We start from the raw sequence: 16,615 nt of genomic DNA on the forward strand, positions 1-16,615 counted from the left end.
TATAAAAAAGGCTGTCCTGAAAGACAGCCTTTGATTTTTATCTGATATTCTTGAAAGATTAAGAATACATTTTCTCTCTTAATTCTTTTACTTTTTTATCAGCAAGGTACTCGTCATAAGTCATTTCTCTGTCGATGATTCCGGTAGGAGTCAATTCGATGATTCTGTTACAGACTGTTGAAAGCATTTCGTGGTCATGAGATGCCAGTAAAAGGTTTCCTTTAAAGTTGGATAAAGAGTTGTTCAAAGTTGTGATACTCTCAAGATCCAGGTGATTGGTAGGTTCGTCCAATAAAAGAACGTTCGCTTTTTGAAGCATCATTCTACTGAACATACATCTCATTTTTTCACCTCCTGAAAGTACTTTACAGGATTTCAAAGCTTCATCTCCTGAGAATAGCATTCTTCCAAGGAATCCTCTTACGAATTCTTCATGGCGCTCTTCATCATTTTTTGTAAACTGTCTCAACCAGTCAACTAAGCTTAAGTCTTCCTGGAAGAAGTTGGTGTTGTCTAAAGGCATGTGAGACTGGTTTGTTGTTACTCCCCATGCGACTGTTCCTTTATCAGCTTCTACATTTCCAGCAAGAATCTCGAAGAATTCTGTGATGGCTAAAGAGTTTTTAGAAAGTACTGCTACTTTGTCCCCCTTTTTAAGATTTAAATCAATATTTGAGAATAATAATTCCCCGTCTTTGGTTTTTTCAAGACCTTTTACATCTAAAATCTGATCTCCGGCTTCTCTTTCCATTTCGAAAATAATAGCAGGATATCTTCTTGAAGAAGGCTTGATATCGTCAATATTTAATTTGTCGATCATTTTCTTTCTTGCAGTCGCTTGTTTGGCCTTAGCAACGTTAGAACTGAATCGAGCAATGAAGTCCTGAAGTTCTTTTTTCTTCTCTTCAGCTTTTTTGTTGGCCTGAGCTCTTTGTCTTGTTGCCAATTGAGACGCCTGGTACCAGAAAGAATAGTTACCTGTATAAAGGTTAAGTTTAGAATAATCAAGGTCACCGATGTGTGTACAAACCGTATCGAGGAAGTGACGGTCGTGAGATACAACAATTACCGTGTTTTCATAATCCGCAAGGAAGTCTTCCAACCATGAGATCGTGTCGATATCAAGGTCATTGGTAGGCTCATCCAGAATCAAAACATCAGGGTTTCCGAAAAGTGCCTGAGCCAAAAGAACTTTTACTTTGTCTTTGTTCTCAAGTTCGCTCATCAGCTGCCAGTGCATATCATCAGAAATACCTACGTTTGAAAGCATGGTCTGTGCATCAGATTCTGCAGTCCAGCCACCCATTTCGTCATAAATTACACCTAGTTCACCGGCTTTAATACCGTCTTCGTCAGAGAAATCTTCTTTTGCGTATAACGCATCCATTTCCTCTTTTATCTCAAATAATTTCTTATTACCTCTTAAAACAGCTTCAAGAACTGTAAACTGATCATAAGCAAAGTGATCCTGCTCCAAAACTGACATTCTTTTCCCTGGTTCCAGAGATACATGCCCTGTTGTAGGATCCTGCTTTCCTGTTAGTATTTTCAGGAATGTAGACTTTCCCGCACCGTTTGCTCCGATGATTCCGTAGCAGTTTCCTTTGGTAAACATAATATTTACCTCGTCAAAAAGAACTCTTTTCCCGAATTGTAAAGATAAGTTAGATACTGTTAACATATAGTTTTGTAAATTTGGCGCAAAAATACGAAAAGAATTTGGGTATTTTGTAATAATATAATAGTCAAGTTTTTAAATGTACGGTATTTTTTATATATTTCATTAACGAAATTTTAAAATGATGAAGATTGAGAAAACAGTTAACATATTAAACAAAAGAGCCCGTTTTGAATATGAAATTCTTGAAGAATATGAAGCCGGAATGGTTTTAACGGGTACCGAAATAAAATCTTTACGTTCATCCAAAGCATCTATCACAGAATCGTTCTGTCAGTTTATTGATGGGGAATTGTACATCATCAACATGATGATTGATGAGTACAAATTGGGAACTTTTTACAACCACAAAACAAAAAGGGAACGGAAATTGCTCTTGCACAAAAAAGAATTACAAAAACTTGAAAAAAAGTTAAAGGATGCCGGGAACACCATAATACCTTTAAAATTATATATCACCGACCGAGGGAAAGCAAAGGTGCTGATAGCGCTTGGTAGAGGGAAAAAACTTTTCGATAAAAGAGAGGCGATAAAAGATAGAGAAAATAAACGGAACCTCGACAGAATATTAAAGAAAAGTTAAAAATCATTTGAAAAACTTTGTATATAAAGAAAAATTATATTTATTTTGCATTATCAATTATTTAATCATTTAATTCTATGAAAAATCTAAAATTAGGAATTTCAGCATTGGCGCTTACTGTTGCCTCTACTGTTTTCGCACAGACTACCAACAATCCGTGGTTAATCGGAGTTGGTGCTCATGCTGAAAACCATGTAGCAGCAAGAAGTAACTTCAGTAATACGTTCTCTGCTAACAATTTGACAAAAAGTATGTTCAATGTGAACAACTTTTCTATTACACCTCCACTATCTAAGTTAACAGTTGCTAGAAACGTTGGTAAAGGTTTAGTAATTGACTGGCAAACTTCTGTTGGAAATGTTGAAAACAAAAGATTCAACATGGGGAAAGAATTTTTCCTAATGACAGGTCTTGGTTTCCAGGCTCACGCTGCAGGTCTTTTATGGAACGAAGAATCTTGGTTTGATCCATATTTAAGAGTTGGTGCTAACTACTTAAGACATGACTATACAGCTCTTACTTTCCCTAGAACATCTGTTGATGATAACGGTAACCCAATCGAGCCGGTTGTTAACGGTAAGGATGGTAACGAAAACGGTAAAGCAAATCACTTTACTGTAGCTACAGGTGCTGGTGCTAACTTCTGGGTAACTAAGAACTTCGGTCTTGGTATTCAGGGAGATTATGTATCAACTCCAGGTGACCACTCTACAGTGGCTAACTTCTGGCAAGCTTCTGCTTCCATCTTATTCAGATTCGGAAACAGAGACAGAGATAAGGATGGTATCCTAGATAAAGATGACCTTTGTCCAGATACTCCAGGTTTACCAGAATTCCAAGGATGTCCTGATACTGACGGTGACGGAGTTCCAGATAAAGACGATCAATGTCCAGAAGTGGCTGGTCCAGTTGAAAACAACGGATGCCCTTGGCCAGATACTGACGGTGATGGTGTAATCGACAAAGATGACGCTTGTCCTACAGTAGCAGGTCCTGCTGAAAACAACGGTTGTCCTTGGCCAGATACAGACGGTGATGGTATCTTAGATAAAGATGATGCTTGTCCTACTGTTCCAGGTCTTCCAGAATACAACGGATGTCCTAAACCAAAAGAAGTAACAGCTACTGACGTTGAGAAAAACCTTAAGAGCGTATACTTCGATTTCAACAAAGCTACTATCAAGCCTGAATCTAAAGGAGCTTTAGATACTGCTGCTGAAATCATTAAGAAAGACGGAGGTAGATTCCTATTAGTTGGTGAAACTGACAAAAAAGGAAGTGATGCTTACAACTTGAAGTTATCTAAAGAAAGAGCTGCTTCTGTAGTTGCTGCTTTAGATGCAAGAGGTGTAGATACCAACGCATTAAAATCAGTTGGTATTGGAGAGCAAAATGCTAAAGTTGCAGAATCTGCTTCTGACGCTGAAAGACAAGCTGATAGAAAAGTAACTGTTAGATACATTGGTGATGACAGTGAGTGGAACAAATATCAGAAATCTGATGTTGTAGCTCCAGCTAAAAAAGCTACTAAAGCTAAAAAAGCTACTAAAAAAGCTCCAGCTAAGAAAAAAGCTGCTGCTAAAAAGAAAAAATAATTAATTTTTCTAAATAATGAATACCTCCAATTTGATTGGAGGTATTTTTTTTTTGTGGACTTTTGAGTAATTTTGTTGGAAATTTAAAAATTAAAATGGGAAGAGCATTTGAATATAGAAAAGCTTCTAAAATGGCCAGATGGGACAAGATGGCCAAAACATTCTCTAAAATAGGAAAAGATATCGCACTGGCAGTAAAAGCTGGAGGAACAGATCCTGAATCTAATCCTGCCTTGAGAAGATGTATCCAAAACGCAAAAGGGGCTAACATGCCTAAGGATAATGTTGAAAGAGCAATTAAAAAGGCAAGCGGTGCGGATGCAGAAAACTATGAAGAAATCACTTATGAAGGTTACGGGCAAGGTGGTGTTGCTTTTTTTGTAGAATGTACTACAAACAATACTACAAGAACGGTAGCCAATGTAAGAGCTATCTTCAATAAGTTTGACGGTAACCTTGGTAAAAATGGTGAATTGGCATTTATCTTCGACAGAAAAGGTATTTTCACCATAGATTTGGCTCAGATCAAAATGGATTGGGATGATTTCGAAATGGAAATGATCGACGGAGGAGCAGAAGATGTAGAAAAAGATGAAGAAGAAGTAATGATTACTACTGCTTTTGAAGATTTCGGTTCTTTATCTCACAAATTGGATGCGCTTGGAATTGAAGCAAAAAGTGCAGAACTTCAGAGAATTCCTAACAATACAAAAGAAGTAAACGCAGAACAGTTCAAAGCGAATATGAAAATGCTTGAGCGTTTCGAAGAAGATGATGATGTGCAAAACGTTTACCACAACATGGAAATCACAGAAGAGCTGATGAACTCTCTATAAAAAATAATATAGCATTCATATACAGTTAATTTTCAATTAGTTTCTTTGTACAAAACTATGAAAAGAAACGTTGAATTAGTTGTTATATCGGATGTTCATTTGGGAACTTATGGATGTAAGGCTAAAGAATTGCTAAGATATCTCAATTCTATCCAGCCTAAAACTTTAGTTTTAAACGGTGATATTATCGATATCTGGCAGTTTAAAAAGTCTTACTTCCCTAAACCTCATTTGAAGGTAATCAGAAAGATTCTTTCACTGGCTACCAAAAACACAGATGTCTATTACATTACAGGCAATCATGATGAAATGTTCCGTAAGTTCACAGATTTTGAACTGGGAAAACTTAAAGTCTGTAACAAGATCTGTCTGAATATCGATCAGAAAAAAACCTGGATTTTTCACGGTGATGTTTTCGATGCATCCGTCCAGCATTCCAAATGGATCGCCAAACTCGGCGGAAAAGGTTATGATCTCCTTATTATTATCAATAATGTTGTAAATTGGTTCTTGGAAAAAATGGGTAAAGAGAAATACTCATTTTCCAAAAAGATCAAAAACAATGTGAAAAAGGCGGTAAAATATATCGGGGATTTTGAATTGACAGCTTCAGAGCTGGCCATTGATAATCAATATGATTATGTGGTATGCGGGCATATTCACCAGCCACAGATCCGCGAGGTTGTTAATAAAAAAGGATCCTGTACTTACCTGAATTCCGGTGACTGGATAGAAAATCTTTCTGCTTTGGAATATCATGATAAACAATGGAAGATTTTTTATTATGATGAACATAAACATTTACTGAAAGATGATGAAGCAGAAGAAATCCCGGAGATGGATAATTCTGCTCTTTTAAAAATTGTAACTAATTTTTCCTAAATGAAGATTCTGTATGCATTCCAGGGTACCGGAAACGGGCATATTGCCAGGGCACAGGAAATTATTCCTCTTCTCAAGAAGCATGCGTCTGTTGATACCTTGATCAGTGGTCATCAATCGCAATTGAAGGCTGATTTTGACATTAACTTTCAATACAGAGGTATTTCCCTTCTTTATAATAAAACAGGCGGTCTATCTTACCGAAAAACATTTACCGAAAATAAATTCTTTGAAGCAGCTAAAACAATCAGAGAGCTAGAGCTGTCACAGTATGATTTAATTATTAATGATTATGAACCTCTGACTGGCTGGGCTTCCAAACTTAAAAAGCTACCGTTGATAGAACTCAGCCATCAGGCTTCCATGAGTTTTCCTGAAACACCCAAACCAAAGGAAAAAGATTTTCTGGGAGAAATGATCCTAAAATATTACGTTCCCAGTAAAAGGAAAATCGGGTTTCATTTTGAAAATTATCATCCGCAGATCAAAAAGCCTGTCATCAGGAGAAAGATCAGAAACCTTAATCCTTACAAACATGGATATTATCTTGTTTACCTGCCTAGTTTTGCAGATGAAAATATCATCAAGGTTTTAAGAAAAATTCCTGTGGAGTGGAAAGTTTTTTCAAAATACAGCAAAGTACAGGTGAAAATAAAAAATGTAGAAGTATTTCCCATTGATGAAAACCAGTACCTGAAATATTTTGAAGGCTGTGACGGAATTTTATGCAATGCAGGTTTTGAAACCCCGGCAGAAGCACTATTTATGGATAAGAAACTATTTGTGATTCCTATCCACAATCAATATGAGCAGGAATGCAATGCATGTGCTCTGGATAAAATGGGAATTCCCAATTCCAAGGTGTTAAATCTTCAGGAAATAATGGAATGGGTAGCATCAGATCATCATCTCAGAGTAGATTATCCGGATGATATTGAAGATATCCTGGTAAACGAGGTTTTAATTCTTTAGAAAAATATCGTCCACATCACTCATTCTCATCATCACAGACCTTGCATAAGAACAATGCGGATATACTTTCCAGTTATTTTCTCTTGCAAATCTGATGGCTTCTTCCACTAAAAATTTTCCCATTCCTCTGCCTTCAAATTCGGGATGTACCAATACAAAAGAAATAATAAATTTATGATCTTCAGGGAAAATAGTGTAGGTAAGCCTTCCGACTTCTTTTATTTCGTTATTTAAAGTGAGAACTCCGCCGTTCCCGGATTTATTGTTTTCAAATTTCATTGCAGTAAAAATTTGTTATTATTGTTTTTCCAATATTTTTATACGCTTTGTAAGTTCCTGAATTTCTTTTTTTAGAAGGTTAATATATTCCTGCTGATTTTGAAAAAGAAATTCAGGAATGTTATAAAAGTAATTGTTACTAGCGGAATAATTACCAGAAATATTGTCGTAATTATTCACATGATGAATATTAGCTGGATCATCCTCTTTTATATTTTCTACACAAGTATTCAGAACTTTTGCCATACGCTCCCATTCTTCATCTGAAATCTTAATTTCACCCTTTTCTCTTCTATGGTATTGTGATTGCGTCATATGCAGTATTTTGGCCATACTTTCCTGTGTGTATTCTTTGTCCTTTCGGGCTTTGATAAGTTTGTTTTTGATCATCTTTGTGTTTTTATGTTGATACAAATATAGTATTTTACGGATTAGATAAATATAAAAACAGTCATACCTATATCTTTTTTAATAATTCATGAGGGGGTGGTTTTATTACAGGAAAAAATATTATTTAATAATTATAATTAGTATTTATGTGGTAAAATCACATAAAATTCACATAAAAATCATGGATTTATTTCATTCTTGTTTGATATATTTGGAATGGTAAAAACACACAAAACAATTTTAAAAAAATTATTATGAGAAAAATTAAATTACAAAAGGTGCATTTGCATGATGCAAAACCATTATCCAGAACAGAATTGAAAAACGTTTTTGGAGGTAATACTCCGACATCCCCTGGCGGCGGCGGTAATTATAAATGCTGTTCAAATAATAGTGATAGATGCAGTGAATGTGTATATATCGACAGTAATCCTGTTTGTAGTACTGGCTCATATGTTGTGAAATGTTAGATTATTGCCACCATTTATAATAGCTATAATGGTGGCTTTTTATGTAATCTTATAACTTAGTTTTTAATGATGAAAAAAAAGCAAATTTTATTTATTCTGATTATGTTTTATGTATGTTCATCTATAAAAGCACAATATATTCGTTTTATGTACGAATATAGATCAGTTCCTGATACTCTTCAGAAAGATAGTATCATTAAAGAAGTTATGTTTTTAGATGTGTTACCCAATAAAAAATCCATTTTCTATAATGGGAAAAGATTTATTTCAGATTCAACAATGAAAGCTGATGCTAAAAAAGGAGTGATTACAATGCCGGATAAAACTATCAGCACATACTATATAATCAAAAAAAATTATGCAGACTCAAAAACAACTATGGTTATTGATGATCTTTCGACGATCTTAAAATTTCTTGTTGATGAGAATGTCAAATTGGATTGGAAAATCCTTACAGATAAACAACTTATTAATGGATATGATTGTCAAAAAGCCACTGTGGCTTTTGGAGGAAGATTTTGGTATGCTTGGTTTACCAACTATTTTCCATTTAATGATGGACCTTATAAATTTCAGGGGTTACCTGGCCTAATCGTAAAAATAGAGGATGCTCAAAGGTACCATATTTTTCAATTAAAAGGGGTGAAAAAAATTAATCAAGATTCATTGTATGAAGACAATGTCCAAAGTAATAAAAATATAAAAAGACTAAGCAAAGACAAATTTATAGCTTTCTACAGGACGTACCGAAAAGATCCTGCGAGAGAATTTAGACAAAAAGCAATGAATGGAATGATTTATTATGAATCTGATGAAAAAAGACGTGAGCATAATATAATGGTTGAAAAGCTACGGGAAGAAAAAATTCTTCATGATAATAATATAATTGAAATCAATTGGATAAAATAAATGGTTGCAGATGAAATCACTAGTAACACAAAATTGTATGTAAAATCAGACAATGGTTAAATACTTTACGAGCATATGTTGAAGTAAGTCAATAGTAACATGGAAATATGATACAGGAAAAATGTAAATGACCTGATTTTCCTCCTTTCCTTTATACATTACAAATAATGAAAAATATTCTATTTTTTCTTCTTATCATAATAAATATTAATGCTCAAAAGAAGAGATTTATATATGACTATCAATATGTTTCCGATTCTACAAAACACTCAGAAGTAAAATCTGAAACCATGTATCTGGATATTGGGTCAAAAGGGTCTGTCTATTATAGCAGTAGTGCTTATGTGAATGATTCAACTATGATTGCTGATGCAAAACTGGGAAAAATGACTATGCCTGCTGAAGGAAAAATTAATGAGCGTGTATGCAAAAATTACCTGATTATAAAACTTTTCTTTGTACGAAATTCTATATAGAAAAATATAAGGTTTTAGACGAAAGGCAGCAAAATTGGAAAATACATAAAGAGAAGGATAAAATAAGCGGTTTTAATGTCCAAAAGGCCAGCCTGGAATTTGCGGGAAGAAAATGGATAGCTTGGTTTACCACAGAAATCCCAATCCAAGATGGACCGTATAAATTTCATGGATTACCTGGTTTAATATTGAAAATTGAAGATGAGACGAAAAGCCATTGTTTTTTATTGAAGGGCATGAGGTCATTATCTAACAATACAGTTTATCCTAATATTGATCAATCAAAAAAAGAAATAGAGATTAATCAAAGGAAATATGGGAAGTTATTTAGAGAATACAGACAAGATCCTGTAAAAGATTTAAAACAGTTATTTAATGAAGGAAAAATGGTGAGTTATACTGACAGATCCGGAAATATTGTTACTCCTTCACAAATAATTAAAAATTTAGAATCTGAGCGCAAGAGGATGATGTTAAAGGACAATAATATTATAGAGCTTGACTTATTACAATAATTTTCTTTCAGTTACAGATAAGATAATTCAATCAGATTTATTTTGAAGAAACAGTAACAGTTGGAACTTAATATAATCCGATTGGGTTAGACGGTCGTTAAATACACAAAAATGATATTTCTTTCGGCGCAACCAGATGACACATACTTTATATGGCAGCTGGAAATACAACTGAGAAACTTTCGTTCATTAGGAATTTTAAAAGAAAAAATTCATATTGTGATTGGTTACCATCCAATAGTAGGATTGAAGTCTGATTTTAAGGTGTTCATTCATAATAATATGGATTTTGCTCTTTTTTTTCTTTACCCCGATACAAGGAAAAGGAAGAAATACCTTTCTTCCATAAGACCTCATTTGCTGAAAAAGCATTGGAAACAATTTCCATTTCTGGAAAATCATTATATTTTTTATCATGACTCTGATATTTTGTTAAGCAGGATTCCAGTTGTTAATACTAATGCTATGAATTATGTTTCCGATACACGCTCTTACCTGAACTGTCAATATATTACCTCAGGAGCCGATACTGATCTTCTGTATAAAATGGCTGAGTTGGTAGGAATTACGGTAGAGACAGTCTTTAGAAATGATGATCATATGGGTGGAGCCCAATATCTTTTACATGATATTTCGTCTGAATTCTGGGATAAAGTAGAGGAAGATTCTGAAAATATTTTTAATTTACTTACTCAGTATAATACAAAAGAAAAGCAAAAAAAAATAAATCTTCCAGATTATCTGCCAAAAGAAATCAATGCATGGTATGCTGATATGTGGTCTGTACTCTGGAATCTATGGTTTTTTAATAAAGAAGTCCGGATACATGAAGAAATGAATTTTTCATGGCCTACATATCCCATTGAATATTGGAAGACTAACCCAATTCTTCATTATGCTGGAGACCATGATGATAAAAAACAATTTTTTTATAAGAGAGACTATGTACATTATGCCCCATGGTATGATGAAAATTTGCATTTTATTCCTGATACAAACTGTAGTTTCCCAATTATCGAACTTATAAAAAAAAGCAGAGAGGAACGTGATGCTCAAAGACTAGAATTAAGGAATATCACATTTTCTTTTATGGAAGACATCGGAAAGAAATATTTTGATAAATATTTTGTCACCAAAGAAAATCAGAATACCATTGAAATCTCCGGTTTTATAGTAATTCCTGAAAGTTTAGTAAATGAGATAGATATTCTTTTGAAAGAAGACAGCTATACAGAAATACAATTTACTAAAGTGTATATAGTAGATGAGCTCTTTACAGAAGCCTTTAAAAGAGTACTGGATATTATGATTTTAGAATTAAATAGGGGAAAGTTTTCCTTACATGATACAGATTGGATTATAAAAGTTAAAGAAAGTTATAATACAACCCCTCTTAGAATTACTAAAGAAATCTACCTCTTACAATGAATGTTGGCTTGCTCAATGGCTTATCAGGAGAAGCTCTCCGACTATTCTTAAGTGAGAATGAAGCTTGTCATAAAAAAGGTCTGGCTTTGCTGGATTTTATTGCTGAAAAAATATTTTCTTGTAAAGATTATAGTTTTGAAAATGGGATTACGGGATTCGGCTGGCTAATTGCTTTTTTGCATCAAAAAAAATACTTGAACATTAACAGCGATGAAATTTTAGAAGATGTGGATGATCAGATTTATAAAATAACACTTTCTTACATTGGGTATGAAGAACCATATATTGATCAGGTATTAGGGTTAGTTAACTATTTTTTGATTAGATATAGGAATAGCAACGTTGGGGAAAATCATTACAGGAAATTTGCTCATTCGGAATGTCTACATTTACTCTTCAATTATCTCATAAGCTACATTGAAAATTGTATTCGTGATACTCATATTACCTCTTATGAATTTAACTTTTGCTGTAAAATCTTACTAAAGCTGGGATATAGTACTGAGTATATAAGCTTTAAAAATGTCAATGATCAATTAATTGAATTTCATATTCATTTTATTCTTTTGTATGAGGCAAAAATCAAAATATCCAAAGACTTTGGAAACGAAATATGTACTGAAGGATTACTGTACCTTCTTTTGTCTGCGAAACAAAAAAAGTATGAAATTCTTGAGCAAAAACTTCTTTATATAGGCAAAAAAGCAGGGAAATTATTCCTGCAGCATTTTATGTACAAAATATATTCTAAGGGAGAATTTAATTATTCTTTATTAGAAGGTAAAAAATTATTGTTCGTACTCACCAATTATATAGACGAAGAAATATAATTATTTAAATATTAATATGGTAAACATTCATTGTTGAATACCTACCTAATTATCTTTCCCCGTATAATAATTATAATCTTTGATAATTACACCGATGAACTGTCTTTCCGTCATTTTAGTGGGATCTATTTCCAGTTTCAGAATACTTTTAATTTTATTGGATAGTTTACTGATGATCTGGCGGTCATCTGCTTTCAATGCTTTGGTATAATTGTCTTTGATAATTCTCATATCATTATCACTCAAAGCAATCACCTGAGGGAAAGAGGGAATGTAATTTTCATGGATATTCTCCAGAATGGTATGGGAGATATTAATATTGTTCTTTAAAGAAATAACAGCTGTTCCGGAAGCGATATCACCCAAACGCTGATTGTTTTTAGAAACAATCATAGAAATAAGTCCTACTACTCCGGCAAATGAAACATCTACAATTCTGAAAACCCACCGGATCATATAATCTGCGAAACTGGCCTGGTAACCGTCAATTTTCACCACTTTTATTTTCATGAGTCTTTTACCGGGAGTCTGGCCTTCCATCAAACTTTCCAATACAAGAGGATAAACGTAAACAGGAAAAGTAAGGACAAGATATACCGCACGTATCGACCAGCCGTCAAGACCATTCAGAAGATATCCCAAATCAAGAATATTGAAGAACAGATACAGGATAGCAACTACATAAGCAATCCTGATCAGAAGATCAATAATGAAGGCAAGCATCCTTTCTCCTACACCTGCAACAGTAAAATTAATATTTACATTTTGTGAGGTATTTATCGCAATTTGAGACATATTTTTTATTATTTTAGCCTTAATAATTATGAGAGAAGTTTATTTCATTAAACAAAATAAAGAAAAATGGTTGGGAATCGAACAGGTTATTCAAGGGAAAATTAAAAAAAATCCTGATGACCTGTCTTCATTGTATATAAACCTGATCAATGATCTTTCTTTTGCCCAGACTTATTATCCCAAAAGCAATACTACCGTTTATCTGAACCATTTATCTGCCCAGATTTTTCAGAAGATTTATAAAACAAAAAGAGTAGAGGAGAACAGGCTGGTTTATTTTTTCAAAACCGAAGTTCCGCTGCTGATGTACCAGTACCGGAGATATCTGATGTATGCCTTCCTCTTTTTCATTTTATTTACATCAATAGGAGTGCTTTCTGCCATTTATGATAAGAACTTTGTGAATATTATACTGGGCGAAGAGTATGTGAATGAAACGATCGAAAATATTAAAAATAATAATGCGGTAGGCGTTTATCAGAGCGGAAGCACCTGGGGAAGTACAATTGGGATCATTTTTAATAATATTCAGGTTGGAGCAAAGTTGTATATTTACGGTATTGCCGGAGGAGTGGGAACATTGTTTGCACTGCTCTCCAACAGTGTGATGCTGGGTGCTTTTCAATATTTTTTCTATGATTATGGAGCATTGAAAGACAGTGCAAGAGGAATATGGCTTCACGGAGTCTTTGAAATTTTTGCCATGGTTGTGGAAGCCATGTGCGGATTGATTCTGGGAGCTTCTATCTTATTTCCGAGAACGTTTTCAAGATTTAATTCATTTAAAAAAGGATTTAAAGATTCATTTAAAATATTTTTGAGTACGGTTCCTTTCACTATTTGTGCAGGGATTATAGAAGGATATGTCACCAGACACGCATTGAAGATGCCTTTAATTTTGAACCTTATCATCATTTTTGGCTCACTGGCAATTATTGGATACTACTATTTTGTATATCCGTCTGTTGTTTACAAAAAAACTAATAAACACATTAATGATACAATTTTATAAAAAAAGAGACTTCGGAACTTTTATCAGTGATAGTTTCAATTTTTTCAAATTATACGGGAAGAATTATTTTAAAAACTATATTCTGATCAACGGCTTGCTTTTGATCTTAATGGTTACAGTTGTTATTTTCGGCTATAAGGAACTGTTTTCACAGATATTCGGATCTAACCTTGGAGGAGAAACCTATTATTTTGAACAGTATTTTTCAGAAAATTCCGGAATGCTGATCACAGTAGGATTACTGACTTTCCTGCTTTTCATGGTCCTGATGATTGTCAATTATCTGTATCCTGTTTTTTATTTAAAAAGAATTGCACAGGGAGCAGAAAAAATAAAGACTGATGAAATTCTCGGCGACTTTAAAAACAATGCCGGAAGAATCGGAAAACTATGTCTGGGAATGATCTTTATCGTTACTCCGGCCATTTTATTTGTAGTAGGTTTTTCTTATATCCTGGTTCTTATCATTATCGGATTTTTCCTCATCCTGCTTCTTTATCCTACGATATTTAATTTTACTACATTTCTGATGTATGATTATTTTAATTCGGACCGAGGGTTCTGGGGAAGCTTGAGCTATGCTTTGCGTTCTCAGTTTTCTTATCCCAATGGAAGTGAAAAATCACCATTCTGGAAATATTGGGGAGCTGCATTTGTGATGTTTATTATCATGTATATTATAACGTCTATCTTTACGTTTATTCCGATGATGTTTTTTTACGGATCACTGCTTACCTCTACACCGGACGGAAATTTTGAACAGAATCCTTTTACCGGAACTGTCGGAATCATTTTTTTTGTATTCTATGGAGTTTCTATGTTACTTTCATTTTTTCTTTCCAACCTTATGTATGTGAATGCGGGATTAATGTATTATGACAGCAGAACAGATCTTCACCAGAAAGTTGAATTGGCAGAAATAGACACGATTGGAATCAATGAATAAAACTCTTTTTTTCATACTGCTTTTCTTTTCTCCCGGGCTGGTTCATGCTCAGGATAACCCTCCTGCTTCTGATGATCTGGTAGATTCATTGTACACAACCGGGCATTACAGAAATATGCTGCGTGCAGATTCTGTACTGATGAAATACCCGGTATCGGAGAATGAAGTGTACCCGAAAACATTTAAAGAGAATATTCCGTCAAGATACAAAGGAAATGAGTTTGATTATTCCGTTTCAAAGCCGAGAGAATCTTTCTTTCAAAAGCTGATGCGTAAGATCAATCAGATTATACAGGGAATCTTTGGAGATACGGCACTCACGAAGTCGGCAGAACTTACTACTGTTCTTATCAGACTGTTTGCTATTATTCTTGTTGGATTTCTGCTTTATTTCATCATCAGATACATCATGGGAAAAGACGGGAATTTTATTTTTGGTAAAAAGAATAAAAAACTGGATCTTAATGTGCAGGAACTTCATGAGAATATCCATGAAATTAATTTTCCTGAAAGTATCGCGAAATTTGAACTTGCAGGGGATTACCGTTCAGCAGTCCGTTATCAGTTCCTGTTTATTCTTAAAAAGCTGAGTGATAAAAAACTGATCAACTGGAATCCGGAAAAAACCAATAAAGATTATACTGCAGAGTTAAAAGCGGCCCACCTGAAAAATGACTTTTCTGATCTGTCTTATATTTTTGATTATGTCTGGTACGGAGAATTCAGTATTGATGAAGAAAACTACCGGAAATTTAAAAATCAATATCAGGCCTTTAAACCATAACAATAATAACCATGAATAAAACTTTCAAAACATATGCTGTAATTTTCGTCATTGTGATGATTATTCTGGCATTGCTTGAAGTTAACAAAAAAGAAACGACAGACTGGCGGAAGAATTTTGATATCAACGAAAAATCTCCGTTCGGGTTGTTTGTTTTCAATAAAGAAGCCAACAATCTTTTTAAAAATAAGCTGAAGAAGATTGAGCAGGTTCCTTACGAATATTACAGCCAGCATACAAAACAGGCTCACAATATTGTCGTCATTGAAAATAATCTTGACAGAGAGTCATGGCATAAAATTCTGACTCAGATATCTGAAGGCTCAGATGCATTTCTGATGGTAACCCGTATGCCTAAAGAAATTTCAGACAGTATCGGATACTATGATTCTGAAATCTCTTTTGAAGAAGAAAATGTTTTGAAACTTACCGACAAAAAATTTCAGAATGATTTTATTAAGCTGGATAAATTTCCGTCGGGCAGAGGATTCTCATTCATAAAACCGGGAGTGCAAGTACTGGGAAAAACTGTAGAGAAAAAGAATACAGATCAGGCTAATTTTATTAAGGTGAAGTTTGGTAAAGGATATATCTATGCTCATACCGAACCTCTTTTCCTGACGAATTATTATCTTCTGAAGCCCGGAAATGTGAAATATGCTCAGGACGTATTTTCATATCTTCCTGATAGGGAAACCCTTTGGTTTGTCTCAAACAAAAGCTATGAATCGCGTTTTTTTATGAGGTTTATATTGTCAAATCCGGCTCTAAAATATGCATGGTGGGTATTTTTAGGAGGGATGGTTCTTTTTATCTTTTTTAATGCAAAAAGGAAGCAGAGAATAGTCCCAGTAACAGAACCATTGAGAAATACTTCCCTGGATTTTGTGAAAAGCATTGGAAATCTGTATCTTCAGGAAGGCGATTTCCACGATATGATGGCCAAGAAAGCTCAATATTTCCTGAACAAGATAAGAATGGATCTATTGATAGACACCCAGAGTTTAGATGAAGAATTCGCGAAAAAATTACAGTTGAAAACCGGGAAAACTATGGAAATGATCAATGAAGCTATGGCACTTATCAAAAAAGCCCAGGATCCTTACGCCAGCGTAATGAAAGAAGACCTTACAAGGATCAATAAGCTCCTTGATGAAATACTTAAATAATATAACAATAGAAATAACCTAACAATGTAGATTTGCTCAATGCTATCACCAAAGGGATACACTGTT

The 16,615-nt window shown here is 34.1% G+C and carries 18 protein-coding genes; 14 read left to right on the forward strand and 4 right to left on the reverse strand.

Annotated features, from left to right (window positions below; translation table 11 throughout):
- Positions 1-58: 58 nt before the first annotated feature.
- The gene (locus tag AC5YGI_RS16640) at positions 59-1,681 is read right to left on the reverse strand and encodes an ABC-F family ATP-binding cassette domain-containing protein (RefSeq protein WP_330745132.1); all 1,623 of its coding nucleotides are present in this window, start codon (positions 1,679-1,681) and stop codon (positions 59-61) included.
- A 121-nt stretch (positions 1,682-1,802) separates the two neighbouring features.
- On the opposite strand from AC5YGI_RS16640, the gene smpB reads away from it, so the two are divergent.
- The 5 genes from smpB to AC5YGI_RS16665 all read left to right on the forward strand — a co-directional run bounded on the left by smpB (position 1,803) and on the right by AC5YGI_RS16665 (position 6,546).
- A complete protein-coding gene (gene smpB / locus AC5YGI_RS16645; RefSeq protein ID WP_047427948.1) occupies positions 1,803-2,261 on the forward strand; it encodes an SsrA-binding protein SmpB in 459 nt (152 codons plus the stop codon).
- 77 nt (positions 2,262-2,338) lie between these two features.
- Entirely contained in the window at positions 2,339-3,856 is a 1,518-nt protein-coding gene (locus AC5YGI_RS16650) for an OmpA family protein (protein WP_330745133.1), read from the forward strand.
- Between the two features lie 95 nt (positions 3,857-3,951).
- Positions 3,952-4,692, forward strand: coding sequence for a YebC/PmpR family DNA-binding transcriptional regulator (locus AC5YGI_RS16655; RefSeq protein ID WP_076596963.1), 741 nt, complete (start codon positions 3,952-3,954; stop codon positions 4,690-4,692).
- Positions 4,693-4,749: 57 nt separating this feature from the next.
- On the forward strand, positions 4,750-5,574 hold the full coding sequence (locus AC5YGI_RS16660) for a UDP-2,3-diacylglucosamine diphosphatase (protein ID WP_330745134.1): 825 nt from the start codon (positions 4,750-4,752) through the stop codon (positions 5,572-5,574).
- A complete protein-coding gene (locus AC5YGI_RS16665; RefSeq protein WP_330745135.1) occupies positions 5,575-6,546 on the forward strand; it encodes a glycosyltransferase family protein in 972 nt (323 codons plus the stop codon).
- Here the strand turns inward: AC5YGI_RS16665 and AC5YGI_RS16670 are convergent.
- Positions 6,535-6,825, reverse strand: coding sequence for a GNAT family N-acetyltransferase (locus AC5YGI_RS16670; RefSeq protein ID WP_105683371.1), 291 nt, complete (start codon positions 6,823-6,825; stop codon positions 6,535-6,537). The two genes, AC5YGI_RS16665 and AC5YGI_RS16670, sit on opposite strands and share 12 nt — an antisense overlap.
- A gap of 18 nt (positions 6,826-6,843) precedes the next feature.
- Positions 6,844-7,215 (reverse strand): helix-turn-helix transcriptional regulator, encoded by a 372-nt coding sequence (locus AC5YGI_RS16675; protein WP_330745136.1) that lies wholly within the window; start codon positions 7,213-7,215, stop codon positions 6,844-6,846.
- Between the two features lie 536 nt (positions 7,216-7,751).
- On the opposite strand from AC5YGI_RS16675, the gene AC5YGI_RS16680 reads away from it, so the two are divergent.
- The 5 genes from AC5YGI_RS16680 to AC5YGI_RS16700 all read left to right on the forward strand — a co-directional run bounded on the left by AC5YGI_RS16680 (position 7,752) and on the right by AC5YGI_RS16700 (position 11,843).
- Entirely contained in the window at positions 7,752-8,594 is an 843-nt protein-coding gene (locus AC5YGI_RS16680) for a GLPGLI family protein (RefSeq protein ID WP_496169029.1), read from the forward strand.
- A 167-nt stretch (positions 8,595-8,761) separates the two neighbouring features.
- A complete protein-coding gene (locus AC5YGI_RS16685; RefSeq protein WP_330745138.1) occupies positions 8,762-9,070 on the forward strand; it encodes a hypothetical protein in 309 nt (102 codons plus the stop codon).
- Positions 9,019-9,585, forward strand: coding sequence for a GLPGLI family protein (locus AC5YGI_RS16690; protein ID WP_330745139.1), 567 nt, complete (start codon positions 9,019-9,021; stop codon positions 9,583-9,585). Before AC5YGI_RS16685 ends, AC5YGI_RS16690 begins: the two co-directional genes overlap by 52 nt.
- 111 nt (positions 9,586-9,696) lie before the next feature.
- Entirely contained in the window at positions 9,697-11,013 is a 1,317-nt protein-coding gene (locus tag AC5YGI_RS16695) for a hypothetical protein (protein ID WP_496169030.1), read from the forward strand.
- Positions 11,010-11,843 carry a glycoside hydrolase family protein gene (locus AC5YGI_RS16700; RefSeq protein WP_330745141.1) on the forward strand — a complete coding sequence of 278 codons (834 nt, stop codon included), beginning with the start codon at positions 11,010-11,012 and terminating at the stop codon, positions 11,841-11,843. Before AC5YGI_RS16695 ends, AC5YGI_RS16700 begins: the two co-directional genes overlap by 4 nt.
- A 45-nt stretch (positions 11,844-11,888) precedes the next feature.
- Here the strand turns inward: AC5YGI_RS16700 and AC5YGI_RS16705 are convergent, their stop codons facing one another.
- Positions 11,889-12,638, reverse strand: a complete 750-nt coding sequence (locus AC5YGI_RS16705) for an RDD family protein (RefSeq protein ID WP_330745142.1) — start codon at positions 12,636-12,638, stop codon at positions 11,889-11,891.
- A 28-nt stretch (positions 12,639-12,666) separates the two neighbouring features.
- Here AC5YGI_RS16705 and AC5YGI_RS16710 point away from each other — a divergent pair, with 28 nt between their 5' ends.
- Genes AC5YGI_RS16710 through AC5YGI_RS16725 form a run of 4 tightly spaced genes read left to right on the forward strand, consistent with a single transcriptional unit; the run spans position 12,667 to position 16,549 of the window.
- Entirely contained in the window at positions 12,667-13,650 is a 984-nt protein-coding gene (locus AC5YGI_RS16710) for a stage II sporulation protein M (protein ID WP_110008586.1), read from the forward strand.
- Positions 13,634-14,596, forward strand: coding sequence for a DUF4013 domain-containing protein (locus tag AC5YGI_RS16715; protein WP_330745143.1), 963 nt, complete (start codon positions 13,634-13,636; stop codon positions 14,594-14,596). The genes AC5YGI_RS16710 and AC5YGI_RS16715 overlap by 17 nt, the downstream gene beginning before the upstream one ends.
- Positions 14,589-15,380 carry a DUF4129 domain-containing protein gene (locus tag AC5YGI_RS16720; protein ID WP_227940847.1) on the forward strand — a complete coding sequence of 264 codons (792 nt, stop codon included), beginning with the start codon at positions 14,589-14,591 and terminating at the stop codon, positions 15,378-15,380. Before AC5YGI_RS16715 ends, AC5YGI_RS16720 begins: the two co-directional genes overlap by 8 nt.
- 11 nt (positions 15,381-15,391) lie before the next feature.
- The gene (locus AC5YGI_RS16725; protein ID WP_330745144.1) at positions 15,392-16,549 is read left to right on the forward strand and encodes a DUF4350 family protein; all 1,158 of its coding nucleotides are present in this window, start codon (positions 15,392-15,394) and stop codon (positions 16,547-16,549) included.
- The last annotated feature ends 66 nt before the right edge of the window (positions 16,550-16,615 follow it).

The organism is Chryseobacterium sp. CS3K3.1 (assembly GCF_059515165.1).

Bases quoted from the DNA above. Each gene is read 5' to 3' on its own strand.
- AC5YGI_RS16715 (WP_330745143.1), top strand. From the start codon at position 13,634: ATGATACAATTTTATAAAAAAAGAGACTTCGGAACTTTTATCAGTGAT.
- AC5YGI_RS16720 (WP_227940847.1), top strand. From the start codon at position 14,589: ATGAATAAAACTCTTTTTTTCATACTGCTTTTCTTTTCTCCCGGGCTG.
- AC5YGI_RS16675 (WP_330745136.1), bottom strand. From the start codon at position 7,215: ATGATCAAAAACAAACTTATCAAAGCCCGAAAGGACAAAGAATACACA.
- AC5YGI_RS16705 (WP_330745142.1), bottom strand. From the start codon at position 12,638: ATGTCTCAAATTGCGATAAATACCTCACAAAATGTAAATATTAATTTT.
- AC5YGI_RS16725 (WP_330745144.1), top strand. From the start codon at position 15,392: ATGAATAAAACTTTCAAAACATATGCTGTAATTTTCGTCATTGTGATG.
- AC5YGI_RS16680 (WP_496169029.1), top strand. From the start codon at position 7,752: ATGATGAAAAAAAAGCAAATTTTATTTATTCTGATTATGTTTTATGTA.
- AC5YGI_RS16655 (WP_076596963.1), top strand. From the start codon at position 3,952: ATGGGAAGAGCATTTGAATATAGAAAAGCTTCTAAAATGGCCAGATGG.
- AC5YGI_RS16640 (WP_330745132.1), bottom strand. From the start codon at position 1,681: ATGTTAACAGTATCTAACTTATCTTTACAATTCGGGAAAAGAGTTCTT.
- AC5YGI_RS16695 (WP_496169030.1), top strand. From the start codon at position 9,697: ATGATATTTCTTTCGGCGCAACCAGATGACACATACTTTATATGGCAG.
- AC5YGI_RS16700 (WP_330745141.1), top strand. From the start codon at position 11,010: ATGAATGTTGGCTTGCTCAATGGCTTATCAGGAGAAGCTCTCCGACTA.
- smpB (WP_047427948.1), top strand. From the start codon at position 1,803: ATGAAGATTGAGAAAACAGTTAACATATTAAACAAAAGAGCCCGTTTT.
- AC5YGI_RS16660 (WP_330745134.1), top strand. From the start codon at position 4,750: ATGAAAAGAAACGTTGAATTAGTTGTTATATCGGATGTTCATTTGGGA.
- AC5YGI_RS16670 (WP_105683371.1), bottom strand. From the start codon at position 6,825: ATGAAATTTGAAAACAATAAATCCGGGAACGGCGGAGTTCTCACTTTA.
- AC5YGI_RS16690 (WP_330745139.1), top strand. From the start codon at position 9,019: ATGCAAAAATTACCTGATTATAAAACTTTTCTTTGTACGAAATTCTAT.
- AC5YGI_RS16685 (WP_330745138.1), top strand. From the start codon at position 8,762: ATGAAAAATATTCTATTTTTTCTTCTTATCATAATAAATATTAATGCT.
- AC5YGI_RS16650 (WP_330745133.1), top strand. From the start codon at position 2,339: ATGAAAAATCTAAAATTAGGAATTTCAGCATTGGCGCTTACTGTTGCC.
- AC5YGI_RS16665 (WP_330745135.1), top strand. From the start codon at position 5,575: ATGAAGATTCTGTATGCATTCCAGGGTACCGGAAACGGGCATATTGCC.
- AC5YGI_RS16710 (WP_110008586.1), top strand. From the start codon at position 12,667: ATGAGAGAAGTTTATTTCATTAAACAAAATAAAGAAAAATGGTTGGGA.